This window comes from Paenibacillus sp. FSL K6-4396, assembly GCF_038002525.1.
Classification (GTDB): Bacteria; Bacillota; Bacilli; order Paenibacillales; family Paenibacillaceae; genus Paenibacillus; species Paenibacillus amylolyticus_B.
Genome location: NZ_JBBOCR010000001.1, coordinates 5,305,928 through 5,329,638 on the forward strand (window position 1 = coordinate 5,305,928; position 23,711 = coordinate 5,329,638).

At 45.5% G+C, this 23,711-nt stretch carries 24 protein-coding genes; 10 read left to right on the forward strand and 14 right to left on the reverse strand.

Annotated elements, in window-relative coordinates:
* Positions 1-433 precede the first annotated feature (433 nt).
* The 6 genes from MHB85_RS23310 to MHB85_RS23335 form a co-directional block, all read right to left on the reverse strand.
* Positions 434-3,472: a beta-galactosidase gene (locus tag MHB85_RS23310; RefSeq protein ID WP_341073795.1), complete on the reverse strand. Its 3,039-nt coding sequence runs from the start codon at positions 3,470-3,472 to the stop codon at positions 434-436.
* Positions 3,473-3,801: 329 nt separating this feature from the next.
* Positions 3,802-5,298: a glycoside hydrolase family 30 protein gene (locus tag MHB85_RS23315; protein ID WP_341073796.1), complete on the reverse strand. Its 1,497-nt coding sequence runs from the start codon at positions 5,296-5,298 to the stop codon at positions 3,802-3,804.
* 87 nt (positions 5,299-5,385) lie between these two features.
* Entirely contained in the window at positions 5,386-6,231 is an 846-nt protein-coding gene (locus tag MHB85_RS23320; RefSeq protein WP_091013492.1) for a carbohydrate ABC transporter permease, read from the reverse strand.
* Positions 6,224-7,111, reverse strand: coding sequence for a carbohydrate ABC transporter permease (locus MHB85_RS23325; protein WP_091013489.1), 888 nt, complete (start codon positions 7,109-7,111; stop codon positions 6,224-6,226). Before MHB85_RS23325 ends, MHB85_RS23320 begins: the two co-directional genes overlap by 8 nt.
* A 90-nt stretch (positions 7,112-7,201) precedes the next feature.
* A complete protein-coding gene (locus MHB85_RS23330) occupies positions 7,202-8,473 on the reverse strand; it encodes an ABC transporter substrate-binding protein (protein ID WP_091013486.1) in 1,272 nt (423 codons plus the stop codon).
* 180 nt (positions 8,474-8,653) lie between these two features.
* Positions 8,654-9,682 carry a LacI family DNA-binding transcriptional regulator gene (locus MHB85_RS23335; RefSeq protein ID WP_105599944.1) on the reverse strand — a complete coding sequence of 343 codons (1,029 nt, stop codon included), beginning with the start codon at positions 9,680-9,682 and terminating at the stop codon, positions 8,654-8,656.
* A gap of 290 nt (positions 9,683-9,972) precedes the next feature.
* Between MHB85_RS23335 and MHB85_RS23340 the strand changes: the two genes are divergently transcribed.
* Positions 9,973-10,335, forward strand: coding sequence for an iron-sulfur cluster biosynthesis family protein (locus tag MHB85_RS23340; RefSeq protein WP_017687018.1), 363 nt, complete (start codon positions 9,973-9,975; stop codon positions 10,333-10,335).
* A gap of 558 nt (positions 10,336-10,893) precedes the next feature.
* On the forward strand, positions 10,894-11,133 hold the full coding sequence (locus tag MHB85_RS23345; RefSeq protein ID WP_341073797.1) for a hypothetical protein: 240 nt from the start codon (positions 10,894-10,896) through the stop codon (positions 11,131-11,133).
* 85 nt (positions 11,134-11,218) lie between these two features.
* On the opposite strand, the gene MHB85_RS23350 is transcribed toward MHB85_RS23345, so the two are convergent.
* The 4 genes from MHB85_RS23350 to MHB85_RS23365 all read right to left on the reverse strand — a co-directional run bounded on the left by MHB85_RS23350 (position 11,219) and on the right by MHB85_RS23365 (position 13,038).
* Positions 11,219-11,653, reverse strand: coding sequence for a hypothetical protein (locus tag MHB85_RS23350; protein WP_341073799.1), 435 nt, complete (start codon positions 11,651-11,653; stop codon positions 11,219-11,221).
* Between the two features lie 104 nt (positions 11,654-11,757).
* Positions 11,758-12,051: a hypothetical protein gene (locus tag MHB85_RS23355; RefSeq protein WP_091013477.1), complete on the reverse strand. Its 294-nt coding sequence runs from the start codon at positions 12,049-12,051 to the stop codon at positions 11,758-11,760.
* A 12-nt stretch (positions 12,052-12,063) separates the two neighbouring features.
* Positions 12,064-12,672 carry an NAD(+)--rifampin ADP-ribosyltransferase gene (arr, locus tag MHB85_RS23360; protein WP_341073800.1) on the reverse strand — a complete coding sequence of 203 codons (609 nt, stop codon included), beginning with the start codon at positions 12,670-12,672 and terminating at the stop codon, positions 12,064-12,066.
* A gap of 21 nt (positions 12,673-12,693) precedes the next feature.
* Complete coding sequence (locus MHB85_RS23365) at positions 12,694-13,038, reverse strand: winged helix-turn-helix transcriptional regulator (protein ID WP_105599956.1); 345 nt, start codon at positions 13,036-13,038, stop codon at positions 12,694-12,696.
* Between the two features lie 197 nt (positions 13,039-13,235).
* Between MHB85_RS23365 and MHB85_RS23370 the strand changes: the two genes are divergently transcribed.
* The gene (locus tag MHB85_RS23370) at positions 13,236-13,964 is read left to right on the forward strand and encodes an SDR family oxidoreductase (protein WP_105599957.1); all 729 of its coding nucleotides are present in this window, start codon (positions 13,236-13,238) and stop codon (positions 13,962-13,964) included.
* Positions 13,965-14,294: 330 nt separating this feature from the next.
* On the opposite strand, the gene MHB85_RS23375 is transcribed toward MHB85_RS23370, so the two are convergent.
* The 4 genes from MHB85_RS23375 to MHB85_RS23390 form a co-directional block, all read right to left on the reverse strand.
* Entirely contained in the window at positions 14,295-14,807 is a 513-nt protein-coding gene (locus MHB85_RS23375) for a pilus assembly protein (protein WP_146117045.1), read from the reverse strand.
* A 248-nt stretch (positions 14,808-15,055) separates the two neighbouring features.
* Positions 15,056-15,700, reverse strand: a complete 645-nt coding sequence (locus tag MHB85_RS23380) for a hypothetical protein (protein WP_192133425.1) — start codon at positions 15,698-15,700, stop codon at positions 15,056-15,058.
* A gap of 134 nt (positions 15,701-15,834) precedes the next feature.
* On the reverse strand, positions 15,835-16,173 hold the full coding sequence (locus MHB85_RS23385; RefSeq protein ID WP_192133423.1) for a hypothetical protein: 339 nt from the start codon (positions 16,171-16,173) through the stop codon (positions 15,835-15,837).
* A 103-nt stretch (positions 16,174-16,276) separates the two neighbouring features.
* Positions 16,277-16,753, reverse strand: coding sequence for a hypothetical protein (locus tag MHB85_RS23390; protein WP_192133421.1), 477 nt, complete (start codon positions 16,751-16,753; stop codon positions 16,277-16,279).
* Positions 16,754-16,979: 226 nt separating this feature from the next.
* Between MHB85_RS23390 and MHB85_RS23395 the strand changes: the two genes are divergently transcribed.
* The 7 genes from MHB85_RS23395 to MHB85_RS23425 all read left to right on the forward strand — a co-directional run bounded on the left by MHB85_RS23395 (position 16,980) and on the right by MHB85_RS23425 (position 23,591).
* Positions 16,980-18,659, forward strand: a complete 1,680-nt coding sequence (locus MHB85_RS23395; protein ID WP_192133419.1) for a PucR family transcriptional regulator — start codon at positions 16,980-16,982, stop codon at positions 18,657-18,659.
* A gap of 231 nt (positions 18,660-18,890) precedes the next feature.
* On the forward strand, positions 18,891-19,667 hold the full coding sequence (locus MHB85_RS23400) for an ABC transporter ATP-binding protein (RefSeq protein ID WP_017687011.1): 777 nt from the start codon (positions 18,891-18,893) through the stop codon (positions 19,665-19,667).
* Positions 19,667-20,533: an ABC transporter permease gene (locus MHB85_RS23405; RefSeq protein ID WP_105599969.1), complete on the forward strand. Its 867-nt coding sequence runs from the start codon at positions 19,667-19,669 to the stop codon at positions 20,531-20,533. Before MHB85_RS23400 ends, MHB85_RS23405 begins: the two co-directional genes overlap by 1 nt.
* 53 nt (positions 20,534-20,586) lie before the next feature.
* Positions 20,587-21,615 (forward strand): ABC transporter substrate-binding protein, encoded by a 1,029-nt coding sequence (locus tag MHB85_RS23410; protein WP_192133417.1) that lies wholly within the window; start codon positions 20,587-20,589, stop codon positions 21,613-21,615.
* Positions 21,616-21,626: 11 nt separating this feature from the next.
* A complete protein-coding gene (locus MHB85_RS23415; RefSeq protein WP_105599972.1) occupies positions 21,627-21,812 on the forward strand; it encodes a hypothetical protein in 186 nt (61 codons plus the stop codon).
* Positions 21,809-23,185 (forward strand): amidase, encoded by a 1,377-nt coding sequence (locus MHB85_RS23420; RefSeq protein WP_192133414.1) that lies wholly within the window; start codon positions 21,809-21,811, stop codon positions 23,183-23,185. The genes MHB85_RS23415 and MHB85_RS23420 overlap by 4 nt, the downstream gene beginning before the upstream one ends.
* Positions 23,186-23,204: 19 nt before the next feature.
* Entirely contained in the window at positions 23,205-23,591 is a 387-nt protein-coding gene (locus MHB85_RS23425) for a RidA family protein (RefSeq protein ID WP_192133412.1), read from the forward strand.
* Positions 23,592-23,711: the final 120 nt, after the last annotated feature.

Below are 23,711 nucleotides of genomic sequence, written 5' to 3' on the forward strand. Positions count from 1 at the left end.
ATCTCCTTATCCATGAGTGATGAACAGAGGATTACCTTACTGTATTACCAAAGACCAAGCGTACCTGGGACTGCCACTGATGAGCAACACCTCACGACTACCTGTTCAAATTCCAATTACATGAAGCATCACTCCCTTCACAGATCATGGATGAACACTCTTTATATATGTAAACGGTTACAATTCATTAATCTACAAGTGTTACCTTAGTTCGTTGTACCAACCTGATCACCACAGTTCCCCCATTCCCTTAGCTAATTCACTCACAAGACTGAATCCAAAGATTCACAAGCTCGGGTTATTTGACTAAGAAAATGAGGTAGTGTGACTGTGTTAAAAGGTGAAACGTAGCGTGCGACTCGAACTATCTCGATCCAGTTCTTGTTCTCAACCATAGTTGAATCGGTAAGACAGCTAACGATCCATACATGAACTATTCCACCGCAACCCACGGATAACGGGATAATGCGTCCAACAGGAATCGTACCCGTTCTGGCGTTTTTCCTTCTTCATCGAACAAAAGTAATTCATTCTCTTCCTGTAGCCATGCTACTGGAATTTTGTAATCCTCTTGCGGACCAATCTGCCAGTAACGGCCCAGATGATGTCCGTTCAGGTGAATCGTTCCTTTGCTCATCCCGGTCAGGCGAAGCATCAGATTCACTTTATGATGCTCCGAAACCGCAGGCTTCGCGAAACGCCAGCGGTACCAGACCGGCTGACCATACGATCCTCGGATTGGAGTATGATTGGATACAGGGTGAGACTTCTCACTCAATGTAGCACGATTAACCGATTCATTCGTGGTGTGGGGCACCAGATTGGCAGTACAATTGCCACCTGCGGCGATACCAGGCTGTCCTGCACGCTGGATTGACCCCTGTGCTCCAGGATGGATCGATTCCTGTCCTACCTCGTAGCTCACCCATTGTTGCGGAAGCAATGCATCCGTCCCTGCCATACGCCAATCCTTCAGTTCTCCCTGACTCGGATATGTGATTAGTTCCAGTCGATCCAGCGAAGAGCGGCTATACGGCATTTCCAGTGTATTTGTCTCTCCGGGCTTGATATACAAGGATATGTCTAACGTCTGGAAGGCAAACCAATCCTGATATCCTTCCATCGGAACTTCGATGCCATTGATACGAAGGCCTTTGCTCAGTGCACCCACGAGAATCGCACGATCCATGCCATCCAGCGTAAAGCTTCTGCTCAGAAGTGGAGATTCTTGGAGAGAGTTCACCTCATCGAGATGCACAAGTCCACTCTCCATACGCCAATCCCGACGAATATCCTGAACCTTGCCACTCAGATACACAGCACCAGCCAGACCTTTGCTCTCACCTAAATACGGAGAGAAGTTCAATCTGCCCATATGCTGTACCAGAATCTGAAGTGTATTCTTCCCTTTGGCCACCTGCAACTGCACTCCAGCGGCACCTATCTGACGCACTAATGCCTGCTGAACACCATTAACGATGATTCTGGCAGTATCTTGGATATCCGGCAAAATGAGGTTAGTGACCCCTTCGGTTGGACTCTCGAAATCACATTCGTACAATAGATAACCAAAATCTTGTCCGTATCGGGAAAAGTCTTCGGGTTGTCCACTCGCCGAGCGTTGCTTCGCAGTTAACGTAATACGTGACATCTCAGGAGAATCAGACAACGTCGGCGCACTCGGTAATGTCCACGGAAGCTGCTGCTGTATACCTGTAATAGACTCCTCACCGTCAAAGAACTCGTGACCTGTTAACGTCCGTTCTCCATCTGTCCAGTCACCAAGCAGCATTATCATGCGATCCGGATCCGTGATCATGCCCTTGACCTGACCAGATGACAACACGTCCACGTCATCGAACCCGATCACATAACGTAGTCCCTTCTGATCTGTTGCTTCCAATCGCCATGTTCGATTCATCATCTCTTGATCCAGAATGACGAAACGGATCGGTGTGCCGTTTGCTTCCAGTTGAATCATTCCCGGCTCCTGGAAATGGAACAGGTCGAAGCGGTGTACATTCCTTGATGAATCATGCTCGACCAGCACTTGCAGCGAACTGTCCATGACGTTCAAGTCCACGGCTTCCAATTCAACTATGGAACGCTGCCCTGCTGGGGCCACGATGAACAGGGTCAATACTCCATTGATCATTTCATTGCCCGTAATCATCGTTCCTGCAGTCAGGTATACCTGTTCAGCAATCTGTACTCGATCCAGCAACGGAACAATCTGTCCTGGATTCAGCGATACGGGAAGAGTCCGGCTTTCCTCTAGCGTAATGTGCATGGTCTCCCGTTCATCCTTGTGACTCTCCAGGAACCAAATCTTCTGGTTGTTAGCCTGTCTGCCTCGTACAGATATGCCTTCAGGATGACGTACAACGATCTGTTCTTCTGGAATTTCCTCTGTTTCCATCAGAAGGGCCCCGAAAGCATGGACGAAATAGGACAAATTCTTGGTTACTGCATATTTCGGTGTCACCCGTCCATATTCGTTCAGCGGTGCATCATAGTCATAGGACGTAATCATGAAGATGTCACTGCTACCCATCGTTCTGCCGCCATATCCTCCGAAGTTCGTGCCACCATAGAACATGTAGTGACTGATTCCGGTATACCCGGCACGCAAAATCTCCATGATACGTCTCTCCAGCAAAGGCGCTGTCTTCTGAATGGCTGAAGGCCCTCCCCAATTCTCAAACCATCCGGTCCAGAATTCAGTGACCATCTTCGGGGTGTCCGGCTGTTTGACTCGAAGTTTCTCATAATGCCCGTCAGCACCTGACCAGAAATTAGCCCCTTCAATGGTGCCTTCCGCCCCGCCAACGCAAGTGATCAGCGTAGCGTCAATGCCACGTTGCAACAATCCATCTCTCAGCGTATTCATATGGTCACTTGCATCAGCGTCATCCATAAGATACCCGTATTCATTCTCCACCTGAACCAGAATGACCGTGCCCCCAGCGGACAGCTGGCGTTCCCGAATAATTGGCACAAGCCGGTCAAAATACAAATTCACATAGTGCAGATACGTCTCATTGTTTTCCCGGAATCTTACGCCGTCCTTCGTACCAAGCCAGTATGGAAAACCGCCAAAATCCCATTCTGCACAGATAAACGGACCCGGACGTGCGATGACCCACATGCCCAGTTCTGCACACAAATCCAGAAATGCTCCGCAATCGTTGTCCCCTTCAAAGGACCACTGTCCTTCTTCCGGTTCATGCACGTTCCACGCAAAGTAGGTGTCGATGCAGTTCATGCCTGCCAGCTTCGCCTTCAGCAGAACCTCACGCCATTCCTCCTTTGGCATACGGAAATAATGGATCGTTGCACTGTTCAGAAATACACGCTCTCCATTCAGAAAAAAACTGCGTGCATCGTATGTTAATTCAGATTGAACACTGTTCTCAGCCCTGGCGGTGTTCTTATCCTGTTCCTGCAGCAAAAGGGATGCTTTCTCTGTCAAAGATATCCCCTCCTTCTCTTTATTGATATAAATTGAACTAAAGCTTATTTACACTGCGCACTTCGATGACAGAATAACCTTCCGATCGCTGTTATCCCCAGATTTTTTGATTTTCTTTTCTCAAAGGGGAAAATCCGGGGATAAAGGCGAGCGCTTCGCTTCTTCAGGTTTTTTCTGTCCTCTCCGTTTGGTGTAAATGTTTAATTCAATTTATATAGTTTCATATGTCCTATGACTTTTTTAAAAATATAAGGCAAAACAAATCCGTTGAACTAGATGACAATTTACACCGAGACTACAATGACAGAACAACTTTCAGATCACTGTTATCACTTTGACTGCAACGTTACGCCTTCCAGTACAACGGTTGTGATGGAATTGTCGGCCGTAGGCACTTCCAGTCCGTTAGCGTACACCGGTATGTCTTCAAGCTGTTCCATGTTCCGATCCGGTGAAGTCTGATACACCTGCGCGTTGGCTGATTTTCCGTACGTATACCCTTCCAGTTCAAACGCCGTTGTTCCAGCCGACAATTCATTACGAATGACCAGCACCAGTCGTTGACGTTCCGCATCATAGGCAGCTAACGTGCGACCATCATCCGTTGGAATAATTGTAGCGCCAGGACGAATGAACTTCGTAAACTGGGCCATGCCATAATACTGTTTGGTCATCTCATACTGTTCTTCTCCGTTAAAATTGGCGTGAATGAAGCCCCAATTATTATTGGCCCCTTCATCTTCAACGGCCTGCCAATATACCCAGGCGGATGGCTGCATGATTTTCAGATCAAACATGATCCGCTCCGCCAACTCCTGCACCGAGGTCATATCCTCATGACTGTGCGGCTCGCTGCCGCCGGTTCCGTACTCGGACATCCACAGCTTCTTGCCATGGCGCTCTGCCAGCGTGCGCAGCTCTTCCATTTTGCTACCATTATAGGAGTGGGTATTGATCTGCTGGATTACGTCCAGCGTGTCCTGATCATAGAGGTTGAAATTAAACACCGTCTCATCAATACTGTTATCGTCCGCGGCACTAATGACGGTTCCATCCAGTCCTTTGCTCTTCAACGATGCAGCGACTTTCTTGACAATCTCGGCCTGCTTCTCATTCGTAAAATGACTGCCTTCCTGCATATTGCCTTTCTTCCACCAGTCGGAGGAAGGTTCATTAAGCGGATTCAGTGTACGGAAAGTGATCCCCCACTCGTCCCGATAATGCTTCACAACTTCGGTCAGATAATCGGCAAATGCATCATACTGGTCGTCACGCAGGTTATTGCTGCCATCCACGGCTCCGGTAACCGATCCACTAATCGTCATCCAGTAGGGTGGTGAATTGGAGAATGCTTCAGCAATGTTCACGCCGCGCTCCATCGAGCCTTGTAATACAGCACGCTGACCTGCATCGGCATTCCAATCCCACTCCCCAGGTTCAGGCTGAAAACCAGGTACATCCCCACCGGGACGGAGGGCTTTCATCTCCGGATTTTCCTCACCGCCAATATTGTAACGAACGATGTTCAGACCTAATCCTTTCTCCGGGTCAAAGACCAGATCCATCAATTCACTCACTTTCGCCTGATCCTTCCATCCCCCAAGATCGTTGGCCCACCAGGCAAGTGACGTGCCCCAGCCTTCAAAATGATCATAGGACTGATCCAGCTTCAGACGTACAGGCTGCCCTTGGAACTCAAGTGTTTTGGATGATTCATTGGCAAAATGATTGATAACAATTCCTCCTCCTGCCAGCAGGGCAACCAGGGCCACACCCATGAGGATGTAACTCCGTTTGCTCCTGCTGCGTTGTTTTTTATGCGCCATGGGCTATACAATCCTTTCTCCATGTACGTTAATGACTTCATTGGCCTTGAACAACAGGTTCAATACATACACGCTACACACCTTCTGTTACTTGATTCCGCTGCTTCCGCCGCTAATGTTCGCTTCATAGACATAACGTTGTCCGAACAGATAGACCAGCACCATCGGAATGGTGAGGAAAAGGGAAGCGATCATGACAAGGTTCCAAGGCGGCATCTGTCCGCCACCTACCGTAGTCAACAGCTGCACCCCGAGTGCAAGCGGCATTTTCTCCGGGTCATTGATATAGATGAGCGGCCCCATGAAGTTGCCCCAGTTATAGGAAAACGAGAAGATCGCAATCGCTGCCAGAATTGGATACGTCAGTGGCAGTATGATCCTCCAATAGATTCCCGGGTGGCCCATTCCGTCGATCATGGCGGCTTCATCCAGTGATTTGGGAATACTCATGACGAACTGTCGAATCAGGAATACGTTGAACGCTCCGGCGAAAAAGCTCGGTACGATCAGCGGGTAAAATGTATTAATCCAGTCCAGGTGACGGAAGATGATGAACTGCGGTACCATCGTCACCTCACCCGGAATCATCATCGTACTGAGCAACACAATAAACAGGAAACGGCTTCCTTTCGCTTTGATCCGGGCGAAGCCATAGGATACGACCGAGGCTGATAATACCGATCCGACAATCGTAAAGACGGTGATGATAATCGAGTTTTTGAGATACGTACCAAGATTGTTATTCGTGAAGATCGTATAGAAGTTCGACCATTGGAACTCCATCGGTACGAAGGTAAAGGCTGACTTGACGGTTGTTGCGTCACTTGCCAGTGCAATGGAGATCATGTACAGGAAAGGTGAAGCAAGCAGCACCCCGACCAGAATCAGAAAAATGTAGGATATCGTCTTCTCTACAGTCGATGGATTACTCATTGGCTTTTCCCTCCTCGTAGTGCACCCATAGCGCCGATGAACGGAATACAACCAGTGTCAACGCCATGATGATGATGAATAGTACCCAGGCAATCGCCGATGCATATCCCATTTTGTAGAATTGGAATGCATTCTGGAACAAGTAGGGAACAACCATCTGACTTGAATTATCAGGTCCGCCGGCAGTGACGATGAAGACCTGCGCGAAGGTCTGGAGCGCTCCGATCATGCCAGTCACGAGATTGAAGAAAATGACGGGAGTCAGCATCGGGAATGTAATATGGAAGAACGATTGTGTACTTTTCGCACCATCGATGGCAGCGGCCTCGTAGAATTCCTGCGGTATTCCTTTCATACCTGCAAGCAGTAATACCACACCACCACCCACACCCCATAAGGACATGAGAATCAATGCAGGTTTAACCCAGTTCGGATCAAGAAGCCAGGCAGGACCCTGAATACCGAAGATCGCAAGTGCCTGATTGATCAATCCTTCCGTCGGCGCAAGCAAGTGGATGAAGAGCAATGAACTCGCAACCACCGGAACGACGGAAGGCAGGTAGAACAGAATCCGGAAGAAAGTAATACCTTTGATCTTCTTGTTCAGGTAATACGCGATCCAGAGCGAGATCGACATGCCCAGCGGGATCGATATCAGGGCGTAGAAGAACGTATTTCCCACCGCTTTCCAGAAGATCGGGTCATCCGTCAACAGTGTTTTGTAGTTGTCTATACCGATAAATTCAGGGGACTGGAACAGATCCCAGTTCGTGAAGCTCATATAGATGGAAAATAGGATTGGTCCCAGGGTCAGCCCCAGAAATCCGAGCAGCCAAGGCGAGATGAAGATATAAAACCATTTCCCGTCCTTTTTTTTCACGTTAAGCCCTCCCATGACGCAGAGAGCAGATGAAATCCGCATTCACGCCGAATTCCACCTGTCCTCCTGTCGATGCTATTTGAACAACCTCTATTTGTAGAGTCTTTCCAGTCCACTCTGGATTTCGGTTACGGTATCATCAAGCGAAGCTTTGTTATTGAAGTACACACCCAGCTTGTCGTTAATGAGCTTCATCATTTCGTTCCATTGCGGGTTGAATGGTTCTGCATAGATCGTCGATTCACTGAACGCAGCCATGTTAATTTTTTTGCCACCATATTCAGCATTGAGGAATTCATCACTGGACAGACCCGCTTTGGTTGCAGGAGCATCCTGACCGGCTTTGACCATTGGCATCTGCGCTTCTGGTGTCGTCATTGCTTCAATCACTTTGAATGCCTCTTCCTTGTGTTTGGAAGCGTTGGTAATCGTTAAACCGTTGAAGAATGCGTTTGTTTCGCCCCATACCGGAGAAATATCCCAGTTGATGCCTTCGACCTTAGCAAGCGAACCAATGTTCCAGAAACCGGTTGTTTCCATGGCGATCTTGCCTTGTGCAAACAGCGGATCGGCTCCGATATTCCCCATGTCGGCAATCTCAGTTGGCGTTGGTCCTGCACCGTGGGTGAAGGTCAGATCATTCATGAATTGCAATGCTTTACGCACAGGCTCCGTATCGAAAGTTGGTTTGCCACTCTCATCGAACAATGAGCCACCGTTCTGGTAGATCAGTTGCATCCATTGCGGCCACCAGCTGCCTGGGTAGTAGCCCCATTGAGTCGTTTTGCCGTTCTCCTTCACCGTCAGCTTCTGAGCAGCCGCCATCAGATCGTCCTGCGTCCAATCTTTGGTTGGGTATTCCACCCCGGCTTTATCAAACAGATCTTTGTTATAAAAGAGGACCATTGCGCCTGCCCGATCCGGCAAACCAAATTGCTTGCCATCATACTTCATCAGGTTTGCAATATCATCGGAATAACGCTCAGACATGTTCACATTGTTCGCCTTAATCATGTCATCCAGCGGTATAATCTGATTCTTGGAGGCGTAGGCCTGATAGTTCTCGGCAATCATCATGATGTCCGGTGCTGTTCCTCCGGCGATCATCGTCTGTACCTTCTGGTCATAATCTCCTGCAACCACGTTGAGTTTCACATTAATATCGGGATACGTCTGCTTCACGATGTCGAGCCGCTCCTGATAAATTTTCTTCTCATCCTCCGAGCCCCAGATCGTCATGCTCAAATCAACCTTGCCACCGGACTCGCCGGAAGAACCGTTTTTACTCCCGCTGCTACAGGCTGTCAGACCCATTACCATGACCAGCATCAATAACGAAATGACCTTTAGACTTCTTCTCATACGTTACGCCCCCTTGATATAATGAATGGATGACTACACTGAAACCCGTTTCATGAAATGGGTTTCATTAAGCTGAAACATAAAACCCGTTCCACTTTATGAAAGGGGTTTCATTCACGCACTCATTATATTTCACCCTTCGAGGAAATGTCAACGCTTTCTTTTCCAATTACAGGCCCTTTATCTTGCAGCAGGTCCTGTACTTTGACGCACAATCAGCTCCGGTTGCAGAATGATCTGCTTCTTCGGTTTGCCTTGGTTAATCAACTCATGCAGTACATCCACAGCCTGTTTGCCAAGCTGATACGTGTTCTGTGATACGGTTGTCAGTTCCGGTATAACGGCACTGGCGAGCGGTGTATCATCATAACCCACAATGGATATATCCTGTGGAATCGAGAGCCCATGCTCAATCGTCGACTTGATTGCACCAATGGCCGTATTGTCATTCACACATATGACCGCGGTTGGCGGATTGTCCCGATCCAGCAGTTTGGACATTTCCCGTTTGCCATCGTCGATGGAGAAGCTGCCGAGCAGTTGCCGTTCTTTTGGTATTTCGAGCCCATGCTCCCGAAGTTTCTTCTGCACAGCTCTGACCTTGACCATGGTGGTTGATAACTCTTTCAGCCCGCCGACAAAGGCGATATCGCGATGCCCCAGTTCAAGCAAATGCTCAGCTGCAAGGGCCGCCCCTGCTCCTTCATCGGTATACACCCGGTGGAACCCGCCTTTGGCAATATTGCCATTGACCAGCACGATCGGCATGCGTTTGCCCATATCAATCAATTCCTGCGCCATGTCATCCGGACAGACCTGCATGTTGATTCGCCCGCCGAGAAAAATAATCCCGTCTACCCGCTTCTCTCTCAGGATGGACAAATATTCAGATTCCCTGTTGTAGTCGCCTGCGGTATTGCACAGAAAGAAGGTATACCCCAATCCGCGAGCCTCATTCTCCGCACCCCAGAACACTTCCGGGAAAAACGGGTTTGTAATGTCCGGCAGGATGATGGCAATGGTGCCCGTCTCTTTCTTGATCAGACTGCGCGCCTGCGCGTTGGGCTGAAACTGGTGTTTTTCGATGATGGACATAATCTTCTCTCGGGTGCTTGCACGCACAGGTGCCGTATCATTCAGTACCCGGGAGACCGTCGCTACAGATACATTTGCTTCCTTGGCGATGTCGTATATGGTGATCGGTGTCATAGCGGAACCTTCCTTTTTCTCTAATTTTCCCTATTTTCCCTGCTTATCATACCAGATAAGGAATGCTGATGAAATGGGTTTCATTGACGGGCGAATGATTTCACACTGAACCCATAGAAGTTCCGGGTATGACATTCATACGTGAATTGTTCGTTGTATTACGCATTAGCGTCAATATTTTCAACCGGACATGTTTGCTTTTCTTTATTTCACCTTCTAATCAGCGTTTAAGGTCCATATATTAAATTGTAAGCGAATTCATTGGAGATTAGAGGAGTGTGAACAACGTCATGATCATTCAAGTCAGTCCGCTGGCAGAAGCAAGACTTACTGAAAAGCTGGGAGATCGACCAGGCTATTTCAAATTGTTTTATGATACCGATGGATGCGGTTGTGACGGAATTGCGGTACTTCTGATCTTAAACGAACCGGATAGCGATGATGTTACCGTAGAAGCGGGGTCGCTTCCCTTTGTAATCAACAAACAGCAGCAGATTTACTTTGAACCCTCTCTGCGTCTGCAATCCGAGCACAGTTTCCCTTCATTCCGATTAAGTAGTGATTCCATGATCTATGGCAGTAATGTTAAAGTCCATGATTTACGAGATACCGCAGACGTAGCCCCTCAGCCCACTGGATGGTTTGTACGATAAACTTTGAATATGCACTATAATCAAAACCTCCCAATCCCATATGCTCCGTGGGACGGGAGGCTTTTTTATAAATTTCGATGAGTTCATTAGGCATTATTTTCGAAAACATTTCATATTCGTGCAGTGCCTCTGTACCTCTGCCAATCTATTTCCGACTATTTTTCAGGACAAAAGAGGTGAAAATTTGATTAATTAATATGGACTTTAGTTTAATACAAATAATTACAAGCAAACCGTATACTTAGATAACCACATATGAATTTAGGAGATACACAAAATGGAATACCTGATTAAAGATATAGGTCTAGTTATACCAAAAACACGGTTAGACAATGTATCCGTTTAGAAGTGTCGAGGAGGAAAATTGAAACTTATGAAGTCACCCACAATCCTGAACGTAGTCCGCATCTTGTTGAGTATTAAAGTTATATACCTCATTGTTTCTTTAGTGTATTTCTCTATATTTTCAGTCAAAATCCTGAAGCCTTTGCCGGTTATCAAGTGAACGGCAATGATCTGATTAATTTCTCTAATGAAATTACTGGGAGAATCATATTTTTGATCATTCCTAGTTTGCTTGCTATCATTTGCATCACCAAACGACAATTCAGATCGACTGTTCCGTTCCTGAGTATCGCTTTATTTATCGGACTACTGAATGAAGGACTATTAACTGGACTTATTCAACTATTCGCCTTGTTAGTTGTGCTCTTACATCGACCAAGTAAGATATTCTTAAAGCGCCAGGATTCAAATGACACAGAGACACAATACATCGCCAAGAAGAGCCTGACTTAAACGTCTGGCTCTCCTTTGCTTTGGTTTATTCACAAACAAATCCATTAAGCGTACTTATCTACCCGACAACTCACTGTAACTAAAATTACTCAACAAGAATTTCAATTGGATTCATGGTTAAAGAGATATCCGCGGTCATATCCACAATGAGATTTTGTTTCCCTTTTTTGGTTACCATAAATTCATCTTCAACCTCAACCACTTGACCTGATTTAAATTCAGTTACATATCCTACATCCGTATAATTACGCTCCTCGTTACTACCGGAGAAGGAGAAACGAATTATAGGTTTTCCATGGGTAACTTCAACGGGTTTAATACCTGTATATTTTAAAGTCCCTTTTACTTTCATTGTCTCACCCGTGCCTATAACAGTTGGTGTTGTTACTTCGAGAACAAAATCAGATGCGACTACACGTTCAGTAACTTTATCTTCAATTTTCTCTGTTGATGAACACCCAGATAACATCGCGAATACCACTGATACCAACATTAAGATGCTATTACTCATTTTATTCATTTCATATCACCTCTCTCATACTCTAACGAATGATATATGGAGAGGGTTGCTCAATTCGTTCATTGATTCCCTGAAATATCTTTTACCAATAGTCCAATCATGTATCACACGAATTCAATTAACTTCCTATCTATTTCTGCGATATCACCAATCTCGGATGTGCCATCCCAAAGAATTATTGAAGAAGCTTCATCGTTTTCAACAAAATCATCAAGTTGGCACTGTTCACCCATGAACAGAGCTCCATACTCTATCCGTTCCGGTCCATGAAAACTTGGCTGGAGTCTAAACTTCATTAGCCCTTTGAATTCAGCTGTATCCAGAATTTGATTGATTTCCTCATACAATTCTCTAATTACAGCATCATATATAGTACTTAATAGAAGTCTACCGATCATTCAATAGTTAGACTAATTTAGAATCTCGCCTTTATCTATTTTCGCCAAACGTTTATGCCAAACTGCGAGTTGTTCAGGCGTTTGTCGCACCCAATCTTTCACTTCGCCAACAATTTTTAGTGGGGCTATGCTGCGATATGATCGCGTCGGATTACCTGGGAATTTCTTATCCGTCACATTTGGGTCATTTTCCCATTCCCCTGTTGGTTCAACAAGATACACGCGCGGTTCACCACCGCCTTTTGCCAACTCCGCAGCTAACCCAGCCCCATCACGCAAAGCTGTAAAATAAATGTGATTCATCACAACATCCGGATTGTAATTTGAACGAAAGCCAGCTGTAAGCAAGTCCCCAATCTGCAAATCTGCTCGTGTCCCATGATAAAAAGGACCTTTGTCAAGAATTTCAGCCATCTCGCCACCACCCCCAAATTTAGTAAGATCCTCTATTTTATCATAACCTGCCCTTAAATTTCTCTTGCATAATACATCCATAGTGCCAAAAATACGATTAAAACAAATAATAAACAAGTTAGTAAGGTGTAAAATATCATGGTTGAATCCCGCTATGCGGCGCGGTGAAAAATGGAGACGCCTACGATTTCCGACACGGCTATTCATTAAGACTTCCCGATCGCAGACTTAGGATTGAAACTCTTTTCCCCATACTCTTATAGACTCGATGATACTCGACAATTTATTTCCTTGTTCAGTCAGGGAGTATTCTACTTTGGGTGGCACAGTGTCTTCTACGACCCTCTTCACAATCCCATCCGCCTCGAGTTCCCTGAGTTGTAAAGTCAACATCCGTTGTGTAATCCCTGGTATTAATCGTTTAAGTTCATTAAATCTGACCGATTTTTCGGATATAATGTCGATAATGATTCCCTTCCATTTTCCTCCTATCATATGTAAAACCATTTCAACAGGACAGGCCTTTATAACCTCTTCACTGCAGTCGCCATAATTTTTTAATCCATATCCCATATTGCCACTCCATTCATTAAGTTACAAAAATGTGCGTACTTATAAGTATCAATCATTTCCACTATATTAACTATATCAGAAATGAAAGGAGATATATCACGGTTACAATGAGAGAATCTAACTAGCAGTCACAACTATAAGAAATAAATACACTTTTGTAGGTACAGATTGTAAAAACAGATTAGGGAGGAAATTTTATGAATAAATCCAAGATCGTATTAATTACAGGCGGCAACAAAGGTATTGGTTTTGAGACAGCAAGACAATTGGGAAACATGGGGTATGAGATTTTAATAGGAGCAAGAAGCGAAGAAAAAGGACATGAGGCCGTAACGCGCTTGGAAACGGAGAACATTAAAGCTAAAACGGTGGTTCTTGATGTCACAAAACCCAGCTCCGTTCTCTCCGCAGTAGAATGGATTGAACAAGAATATGGATACCTTGATATCTTGATTAATAATGCAGGCGTGTTTTTTGAAGGCAACACATCTCCAAGGGAACTGGAACTGTCCGTTCTCAAGAATACTTATGAGACAAACGTTTTTGGCGTATTTTCTGTCATCACTGCATTACTTCCATTGCTCCAAAAATCTTCTGCCGGAAGAATCGTAAATCTTTCCAGCGCATTAGGTTCCTTAACTTTGAATTCAGACCCAACGTCGGAATTTTATAATGTGAATTCGCTCGCCTATAATAGTTCCAAAACGGCTGTAAATGCTTTAACTGTTTTCTTTGCTAAAGAATTAAGAGATACTCCTATTAAAATCAACTCGGTTTGCCCTGGATTTACAGCTACCGATTTAAATGGTAATACTGGCTATCGCACAGTCGAACAAGCAGCTTCCAGTGTAGTTAAGCTCGCCACAATCAATAATGATGGTCCAACGGGTAGCTTTTTTGATGAAAATGGAGTTGTGCCTTGGTAAACCATTTTACCCGTGCAGTTTCTGAGTATTCCGCAAGCTATATGCAGTTTACCCCGTCCCACTCACCAGAGTAGCAGAGTAGACATTCTGTGTAATCAACGGCTATAAGGATTTGTTCATGTCCACTATCGGAATAGGGTCAAATTCATGTGTCTGACCAAGGACATGAACTTGACCCTTTAAAATGAAAAAAACGCGCTTAGAGCGGGTTTGCATAGGGCTGTATTAATTGACTCCATAACTTCGCAATCTGCGATCTACAATCCAGTAATGTACATTTAATATTGATTGCTAAGTTGAATATGTATTTAAACTAACCTGCCCGTTAGTTCAATAAGATAGATCAACAACATCGTCCAACTCTGAACAAGCTGATCCCCATACTTCCCCATCAACACGATAACCGCCACCACTCCATTGAAGCAAGTAGTCTCCAGTACTCATACCTTCTGAGTAACCTTCTTTAACATTTATCCAATCTAACGATTCCCCGGGAGCAATTGTTCTAGAGAGATACACTCTATTAGTATCCAAGTGCGTTAAACTAACATTGACTTCATGGCTACTATTGTTCTTCATAAGCAGTTTTATATGTACAAATTCCGGATTTAAGGAAAAGGGTTGCTGCACCGTAGCTCCTCCAGAAGCAATAAAGTGGGAGGGTTTACTCGCTTGTTCACTTAAATAATTAGAAAGGATTTCACTTTCGGACTTGCTTGAAAATACAACAGATTTTGGAGGAGACAAATTCTCTTGAGTTGGACTTGTTGAATCACAGGCAGTTAGGGTCACTGTTGTTAAGGCTAATGTTACAACAATATAAAATAGTCTCTTTTTCTTCAATACTTCATCCCTCATATTCTTTTATTAGTTTTTCTTTAACCTGTAAAAAATCACTTGTGACGAACAACGCTATTAATTAGTCAAAAGTTACACTTGTAATTCGCAAGATGACATTGAGTTAACCTGCCCGTCACCTGAACAAAAGCAGCCGATTAGGTTAATCGGCTACTTTATGTGGTTTATTGACCTATCGTATTCCCTTAGTGTAACAAATGACGACTGGGACTGATATCATTAACACTTCAGTATCATTTAAAACCGAAATGCCTCTCAACTTCTAATAACATCTGCTCTTTATTGGACTGAGATGTTCTCATAAACCATTTTAATTGATACTGCTCTGCTTGTTGCAGATAATGATTCGATGCTCTAACCACTGTGTTTAATGTTTCGTCCCGTGCACGTTGTGGATCTGATAAACTAGGAAACAAATCTTCCATGCCTCTCAGATGATCTCGATCCAGATAATTTGCTCGAATGAGGTCATCTTCTGCAAACATATAAATAACTCGGTTGGGGTCAGCAATCTCCCTTAGATAAGCAGGTTCCATAAAAGTATCTACTACGATTGGCTTCTCTTTCCCCATCTGTAACAAATCCAAGATGATAAACTCCACACTTTCGTCAAACACGGAATTTAACCAGTGATTTCTATCATTCCCTCGTCCTAAAAAGAACCATTCCCAATCAATGAAATGTCGCAAAATTGCTGGATGATCCTGCGGATTAGCCTTTTTTTGATAATCAAACTTGTGGTCATCTGAAGAATAATAATTCATATCCCATTTTGAAGAAAGCAAATTAGTCATCGTGCTTTTTCCGCCGCAAGGGCCTCCACATATCCAATAAACATGATCTAAATATTGTCTCAATAGTCGGTCTGAAATTTTCATTATATGAACATCTCCTATCTCCTAGTATAAGATTATTTTCTTATAAGGGAGAACGTCTCTTGTCCTATTTGCACTAAATGTCCAAGTAGCTGGCATTTTTACACCGCCTTTCCTAACTTCCTTTTATGACAAATTTATTCCTCGGAATCGCTTTTCACAAAATAATTACCATGAGAAAAAATTTGTTTGGTATCGGCCGTTAAATGATCTAAGTTATCAACCGTTTCCTTCTCGGTAATGTAGGGGTCTTTCTCGGTTACCCTTTTAAATGTTCCAAAAGAAGTCGTTATACCACTGACATTTTCTAAAGCTCTATTTATTTCCTCTTCTGATAATTTTACTCCTGGACCAAAATCTGGATAGTTTGGGTTATCCGCTGTTGCATCATCATTATGATGACCAGCATAAATGCTTAAAGCAGTCACTGCCGAAACAGTCATTATCAATGCCGTACTGATCAAGAATTTTTTCATTGGATGTCACTCACTCCTCAATCGTTTCAATAGTATGCATTCATATATCCATTGCCTTCTAGTTCAAGTGGGCCTATGTTTTAGTAGAAGACAGGTACAACAACTAATGATCTGTATACTGCATAGCGTGAATCGGTGTACCTTTCGTGACTTCACCTGTCCATGTATTGATTTCTAGTGGCTCTACTAAAACCTTCCATCCATTTCCGCTTTTGAAAATTTTATATGGGAGTGGCGGTGACTGTTCATAGTCTTGTCCTGCATACTTTTGAACGACATAAAGTTGAACTTCATCCGTATTGATTTGTTTGCTTTCCACAATCTCATACCCTGTAGTTGGATTGGTCTTCAAGTCCTTTACATATTCTTCTTCACGACTCTTCTCATCCAAATAGTTTGTATCTTTAGCATAGAACATCATCCCCTCTACATCCTTAGCAATGTAAGCATCAAAGTACTCAGTTGCGGCTTCCATCGGAGTTTGGGCTATGACTCTTTCCGCAGTTGTAGTCGATGCAACTAAAATAGAACTAGCAACAACACTGGCAAGTAGAAGCGATACTAATCCTTTTCCTTTCATGGATCGAGAACTCCTTTTTAGTGATAGAATTGTTAATAGGTATCAAATTTTTCTTTATATCTATTTAGTATAACGCATTGAATTATTGGAAAGTTTTTATATTTATGAGAAATTTGTTTGCATTGAATTTCCGAAGGCTAAGCCTCTTTATCCAAACTCTTCTTTACGCCCACCTCACTTAATGTTAGATTTTATAACATATTATGATGAAAGCGGTGGGTTGAAGATGGATCTGCAACAGTTATTGACTATCCCCATTCTCTCCAAAGCAAAGGTTATTGCCGGACATCGTGGCCTCGATCGCTTGGTGCAATCCATTAATATTATGGACGCGCCAGATATTGTACAATTCCTGAAACCCGGAGATATGCTGCTGACCAACGGTTATATCCTGAAAGACCGACCCGAAGCTCATCTTGGATTCATTACTGACATGCATGCGATTGGTTGTGCGGCGCTTGCTGTCAAGACACAGCGCTTCTCTCTTGAATTATCTCCGCAACTGCTCGAGACAGCGGACAGGCTGGGCTTCCCGATCATTGAGCTGTCTGAGATAGACAATACACTCGGTGAAATATTTCAACATTCGATCAGTGCCATCCTACAGAACAAAACCCATGAGCTCCACTATGCCTTGTCTATTCACAAGCAATTTTCCACGATGGTGATGCAAGGAAAAGGCATCCCCTCTATCGTAGATACGTTGTCTCAGTTGTTATCCTCACCTGTACTGCTGCTTGGCTCCAAGAAACAGATTACGGCCAGCTCCCATTATGCAGAAAAGATGGATGACCAGTCTCTCGCCATACCCTTACTGACATTTATAGATGAGCACCCTTCATTCCATACCACAATCTCAATCTGTCTGCTTACAGCTGAGAAATATCGACATGCCGAGTTTCATCCCATCTTCACGGATCGGCACGAGGGCTATTTGATCGCACTATACGACAGTTCCGCAAGCTCTAAGCTCTCCACTCTGGCACTGGAACAAGCCGTCAATGTAATCGGTCTGGAGTTAACCAAGAAGCAAGCGGTCAAGGAACGCTCCCGCCGTTACAAAAATGAATATTTCTCCGATCTCATTCAAGGCTTCATTCGTTCGGAACAAGAAGCGCTGCATCGCGGCAAGAAATACGGGCTGCAGGCAAAAGGAAGTTCCGTTCTCATCATCGCCAAGATGGATGAACCTTTAACGAACAAACCTAATCACATTCTCACTCCCTCAGGAGAAGAGCGGTTCATCTCGGAACGAGACGCTAATTACGAGCTGATTAAGCAGGAGTTCACCAAACTGGATCTTTCTTTTGTCATGTTCACGAAGAATGACCAGTTCGGCATACTCGTCTTTTTGGCCGAATCATCTTGGGATGAACACACTGTTATTCAGCAGCTTGAGTGGATTGCGGGCAATCTGTATATGGCGTCGCAGCTTAGTCTTTCTTTCGGAATAGGCAATCCCTACACGAATGTACTGGATATCGGGCTTTCCTACAAGGAAGCAGTCAAGGCACTTCAATCCGGCTATCAGATGCGAAAGACCCGCTTCGCCCATTCCTATCAGACGATGGATATAAGTCGCCTGCTGCGTATGATTCCCCACGATGAAATGTTACAGTTCCATCAAGAAACCTTTAAACCCTTCGAAGGCCGAGATCCAAACGAGCGCAGCGAACTTATGAAGACCTTGTCCTCCTTCTATGAGAATCATTGCCAGATCGTCGATACAGCGAAAGAGCTGTTTGTACATCGCAATACAGTGATCTATAGGTTGGAGAAATGTGAGAAACTAACCGGCAGGAACATCAAGGACCCGATGGAGAGCCTGCGCTTCCGTCTGGCCTTTGCACTGGAGTCGCTGCTGAATGTTAATTCAGCCCTTAGCGAAGCTGATCATACGTCTTGAACGGAAAGCGTGTCATGTATATTGACACGTTCTTTTGTTTTTCTTTTCATATCCAATCTTCAATTGTTCATTTTAACTGATTTAATTGTATTTTTATGTTCAAAGTAACTAATGACAACAGGACCCACAGTCTATATGATTAGGAATATATTAATTAATGTCACTTTAATTAACATCAAATCACATCAAGAAACAAACCATCATCAGGCTGTAGGAAAGGGGCTACCTATCATGGCTATACAGATACAAGGCGTATCCAAATCATTTGTCAGTGCAACCGGAGAAGATATTCAAGTACTCGCTGAGGTTTCGATGCAAATCAAGAAACAGGAGTTCTTCAGTATCGTGGGACCGAGCGGCTGTGGTAAGAGTACGATCTTCAATATTATCGCGGGTCTGCTTAAGCCAACGAATGGCAAGGTTATCGTCTGTGGCGAAGAGATCGATCAGACCACCGGGCATGTCGGCTATATGATGCAGAAGGATCTGCTGCTGCCTTGGAGAAGCATCTTGGACAATGTCACGCTAGGCTTGGAAGTGAAGGGCATGTCCAAAAAGGATCGCGGCGATATTGCCATGGATTATCTGGATCGTTATGGCCTGGCTTCATTCGCAGAAGCCTATCCCTCCACACTATCAGGCGGTATGCGCCAACGTGTAGCCCTCATACGTACCCTCGTTACCCAGCCCGATATTATACTACTGGACGAACCCTTCTCCGCACTGGATTATCAGACCAGACTCATTCTGGAAGATGAAATCTTGTCCATCCTGAAATCCGAGGGCAAGACAGGCGTGCTTATCACTCATGACATTGAGGAAGCCATCGCCATCTCCGACCGCATTGCCGTCATGAGCAAACGACCAACAACCGTGAAGCAAGTGTATGACATTGGTCTCGCCTCGCAATATGGCTCAGCATTGAAAGCCCGCTCCGACCACAAGTTCAAACAGTATTTTGAATCGATCTGGTCAGAGCTTGATATCCAAATGGGGAGGATCAGCTAATGAAGAGCACATCACCTGAAATTACCCTTACCGGAAAACCTGCTGGAGTTGTGAAGAGCAAACGCAGACAGTCCACCTTCTCCAAAGAATGGCTAACCACGATGCTATGGAGATTCATTATTGTAGCGGTCATCCTGGTGATCTGGGAATCCGCTGTTCGTTTGGAGCTGGTTAACGGATTCCTCATGGGATCACCAAGCGCCATTCTGGATGCCGCCATCACGATGGCCAGCTCAGGGCAACTGCTTACAGATGCTTTTGCAACGGTGAATGCCACTGTTATCGGCTTCGTAGCAGGAAGCTTAATCGGCTCGTTGGCAGGATTGCTCATGTGGTATTCCAAATCTGTTGCCCGTGTACTCGATCCCTTCATCGTAGCTATGAACGGTATCCCGAAAATTGCACTTGCCCCCATGATTATTATCTGGTTCGGTTCAGGCATCTTCTCCAAGATTGCTCTCGCCTCTGTCGCAACGTTTATCGTAGCGCTATTATCCGCCTACCAAGCGACTCATCAGATCGACGAATCCCAGATTAATCTGATGAAATCCTTCGGTGCAAAAAAATCACAAATTTTCCGCAAAATTATCGTTCCTTCCTCTCTGCCATGGATCATCTCGGCCTTCCGGATCAATATTGGTTTGGCATTAGTGTCTGTTGTAGGTGGAGAATTCATCTCTTCTGACAAAGGACTCGGACATATGGTATTCGTCGAAGGTAACCTGTTCAACCTTCCAGCCGTATGGGTTGGCGTGTTCATGCTGATGCTGGTTGCCATGTTCCTTTACACCTGTGTCGGTTATATCGAATCTCGTCTCCTCCCATGGAATGACAACAAGAGCAGCAGCAAATCTACATCTGTCTAAGCTGACCCACAACGACTAACTTAACTATGACCATTAAAGGGGCCTGATGACTAATGCGTACATTCAAAAAGATAGCTATCCTAGCAACGATGACGGTGATATTGACCACACTACTCAGTGCATGCGGAAGCAATGCTACAACACCTGCGAGTGGCGGAGGTACATCCAGTAGTGAGGGGCAAGATGCTACGAAGGTGGATAAAATCATGGTGTCCGAGGTGTATCACAATCTGCTCTACCTTCCGCTCTATGTAGCGAATAACCAAGGATTTCTAAAGGAGAATCGCATTGAGCTAACCTCCATCCGTGCTGCCGGAAGTGGACCAACAGCATTGTCTTCGGTCATCTCAGGCGAGTCTGCATTCTCCTTCCACGGTCCTGAGCATGTCGCATTCGCGAATGCAAAGGGCGGCGATGCTCGCTCACTGGTCCTTCTGTCCGGCAGTGCTCCTGTTTGGGCGGTTGCACGAGAAGGAGTAACGGTGGACTCAACAGAGGATTTCAAAGGTAAAACCATTGTTGTAGGTTTGGCACCTACAAGCTCCAACAGCTTACTGCGGAAGCTTTTCGCTGACAACAACATTGATATCGACAAAGACGTGACGATCACCGAGGTTCAGAATGGCTCCGAGCTTGGTGCTGTATTAGCCGGCAAAGCCGATATTGCTATCGTCTACGAGCCACAGTTAGATCAAGGCATTGCAGAAGGGCTGCATATCGTCCATGATTTCACGAAGGATTATCCTGACTTCGCCTTTGCAACGATGAATACAACCGCAAGCTTCATTGAGGACAATCCTGATCTCACCCAGCGCTTCGTCACCTCCATCGAGCAAGCCCTGGACTATATTCAATCCAATCCTGATGGTGCCAAAGCAGTCGCTGTGAAGGAGTTCCCCAATCTGGACAAAGAAGTCGTGGAACAAGCCGTACAACGTATGATTGACAGCAAGGTATACCCTGCTGAGGGGCTCATCAACGAATCAGCTTTTAACACCGCAATCGATATGCAGCGCTTCATCGGCAATCTGAAGGAAGAACTCGCTTACGAAGATATTATCGATTCAAGCTTCACCAAATAGAGAGAGAAAGGGTGATTACTCTGAAACAGGACGACTATCTCACACACCGCCGTACGGAAAATGCGAAATACACGAACGGAGTTATTACGAGCGAGGAGCTTGATCTATTTACAGCCGACTTGGAGCTGATTCGAGGTTTCAAGTTGCCAGAAGAAGTCGGCCCCAATGCTCCGCATAGGAGGGTGCCTCTGCGATGATTACGAAACCACTGAACGAACTGACGATTACGGAAGCCGCAACATTGATTAAAAACAAGACGATATCTCCTGTTGAGCTTACAGAGTCCTATTTGAAACGAATTGAGAATGTAGAGCCTGCTGTGCAAGCCTTCGTTACGGTTACCGCGGAACAAGCATTGCAGGCCGCAAAAGAGTCTGAGCGTAAGCTAATGAATGGCAACTATCTCGGCCCTCTGCATGGCATTCCCTATGGAGCCAAAGACATTATCCATACCGCTGGCATACGCACCTCGGCTGGATCTAGTACCTATCCTGACTTCGTACCAGAGACGAATGCTACTGTGATAGATAAGCTACACGCTGCGGGCGCTATCCTGCTCGGCAAGACAACAACGACGGAATATGCCTTCCAGGGAGGAGAAGCACCAACCCGCAACCCGTGGAATCTGGAGCACACCCCAGGTGGTTCCAGTTCAGGCTCCGCCGCTGCTGTAGCTGCTGGTATGGCCTCCTTCACTCTCGGAACTCAGACCTTTGGATCTCTGCTCAGACCCGCAGCTTACAATGGATTAACCTGTATGAAGCCAACTTACGGCAGGGTTAGCCGTAACGGTGTCATCACAGCCAGTTGGAGTCTGGATCATATTGGCGCCTTCACTCGATCCTCACAAGATAACGCGATCGTTCTGGAAGCGATGGCCGGGCAGGATGAGCTGGACTCCTTCACATTGCCTCACGGCAAGCCAGACTTAACAAGCGCTCTTGAGCATCCTGTTTCAGGAATGGTGATCGGGCTGCCAAGCAACTTCTTCCAGACCGATGAACCGGCGATCTTGTTAGCGGTAGAGTCGGCACTCACTGTACTTGAGAAGCTGGGCATGCAATGGAAGAAAGTTGATCTGCCTTCTTATATGGAAGAGACCATTGCTGCTCATCGTACGGTTATGCGGGCAGAAGCTGCCGCCTTCCATCAGGAACGCTTTGCGGAAGCCTCTGATCGCTACGGTCACACGATGCGGGAGCAGCTTGAACTCGGCTTTCAAACGAGTGCTGTTGATTATTTGCAGGCACAGCGCATCCGAACGATATTCCGCAGCGAGATGATGATGCTTTTCGATGAAGTGGATGTGTTATTGACTCCATCCACGCCGTATGTGGCCCCCTATGGCTACAAGACCGGTAGTCCCATTTTCAACGGACCTTTTACCAATACAGGGCTACCTTCCATTACCGTTCCCATTGGGTTTGATCCTTCCTCAGGAAAGCAACTACCAATCGGCATGCAGCTTGCTGGTCCACTCCTGAGAGAAGACCGCTTGTTGTCCATCGCCCATCATTATCAGCAGGCTACGAACTGGCATCAGTTAACACCCAATATACACTCTCACTAGGAAAGGAATGATAACTTCTATGTCTACCATCATACATGCCAGTACAGCACCCAAGTTCCCACTTCCTTTCTCCCACGCTGTCCGTGCAGGAGATATGGTCTACGTCGCAGGTCAGGTAGGCGTTGATCCACAGACCCTTAAGCCTATCGGCGGCATTAAGGAACAGACTGAGCAGTGCATTCGCAATATTGAGGTTATCCTGCAAGAAGCAGGACTTACACTGGATCATATCGTGAAGGTAACGACTCATCTGGCACGAGTGGAGGATCAGCCCGAATACAACGAAGTATATGCGCGAATGATTAAGCAGCCCTATCCCGCCCGCATTACCGTATTCAGCGGGTTAGGCCCTTATTTAATTGAGATGGAAGTGCTGGCGTATGCGCCATCCATTCGAGGAGAGTAGCACATCACCAAAGAGCACCTGAAGCCATAAATGGCTACAGGTGCTCACCTTTTTGAAAAGCCCGGTTCTCTTTTGAGAAACGGGTTTCTTTCGTATTCATTTAACTGTGCAAACTGAAGA

What these genes read in the sequence shown, in the direction of transcription:
- MHB85_RS23315 (WP_341073796.1), bottom strand. Translation starts at nt 5,298, where the DNA reads ATGGCGCATAAAAAACAACGCAGCAGGAGCAAACGGAGTTACATCCTC.
- MHB85_RS23320 (WP_091013492.1), bottom strand. Translation starts at nt 6,231, where the DNA reads ATGAGTAATCCATCGACTGTAGAGAAGACGATATCCTACATTTTTCTG.
- MHB85_RS23330 (WP_091013486.1), bottom strand. Translation starts at nt 8,473, where the DNA reads ATGAGAAGAAGTCTAAAGGTCATTTCGTTATTGATGCTGGTCATGGTA.
- MHB85_RS23335 (WP_105599944.1), bottom strand. Translation starts at nt 9,682, where the DNA reads ATGACACCGATCACCATATACGACATCGCCAAGGAAGCAAATGTATCT.
- MHB85_RS23340 (WP_017687018.1), top strand. Translation starts at nt 9,973, where the DNA reads ATGATCATTCAAGTCAGTCCGCTGGCAGAAGCAAGACTTACTGAAAAG.
- MHB85_RS23350 (WP_341073799.1), bottom strand. Translation starts at nt 11,653, where the DNA reads ATGAATAAAATGAGTAATAGCATCTTAATGTTGGTATCAGTGGTATTC.
- MHB85_RS23355 (WP_091013477.1), bottom strand. Translation starts at nt 12,051, where the DNA reads ATGATCGGTAGACTTCTATTAAGTACTATATATGATGCTGTAATTAGA.
- arr (WP_341073800.1), bottom strand. Translation starts at nt 12,672, where the DNA reads ATGAATAGCCGTGTCGGAAATCGTAGGCGTCTCCATTTTTCACCGCGC.
- MHB85_RS23365 (WP_105599956.1), bottom strand. Translation starts at nt 13,038, where the DNA reads ATGGGATATGGATTAAAAAATTATGGCGACTGCAGTGAAGAGGTTATA.
- MHB85_RS23370 (WP_105599957.1), top strand. Translation starts at nt 13,236, where the DNA reads ATGAATAAATCCAAGATCGTATTAATTACAGGCGGCAACAAAGGTATT.
- MHB85_RS23380 (WP_192133425.1), bottom strand. Translation starts at nt 15,700, where the DNA reads ATGAAAATTTCAGACCGACTATTGAGACAATATTTAGATCATGTTTAT.
- MHB85_RS23385 (WP_192133423.1), bottom strand. Translation starts at nt 16,173, where the DNA reads ATGAAAAAATTCTTGATCAGTACGGCATTGATAATGACTGTTTCGGCA.
- MHB85_RS23390 (WP_192133421.1), bottom strand. Translation starts at nt 16,753, where the DNA reads ATGAAAGGAAAAGGATTAGTATCGCTTCTACTTGCCAGTGTTGTTGCT.
- MHB85_RS23395 (WP_192133419.1), top strand. Translation starts at nt 16,980, where the DNA reads ATGGATCTGCAACAGTTATTGACTATCCCCATTCTCTCCAAAGCAAAG.
- MHB85_RS23400 (WP_017687011.1), top strand. Translation starts at nt 18,891, where the DNA reads ATGGCTATACAGATACAAGGCGTATCCAAATCATTTGTCAGTGCAACC.
- MHB85_RS23405 (WP_105599969.1), top strand. Translation starts at nt 19,667, where the DNA reads ATGAAGAGCACATCACCTGAAATTACCCTTACCGGAAAACCTGCTGGA.
- MHB85_RS23410 (WP_192133417.1), top strand. Translation starts at nt 20,587, where the DNA reads ATGCGTACATTCAAAAAGATAGCTATCCTAGCAACGATGACGGTGATA.
- MHB85_RS23420 (WP_192133414.1), top strand. Translation starts at nt 21,809, where the DNA reads ATGATTACGAAACCACTGAACGAACTGACGATTACGGAAGCCGCAACA.
- MHB85_RS23425 (WP_192133412.1), top strand. Translation starts at nt 23,205, where the DNA reads ATGTCTACCATCATACATGCCAGTACAGCACCCAAGTTCCCACTTCCT.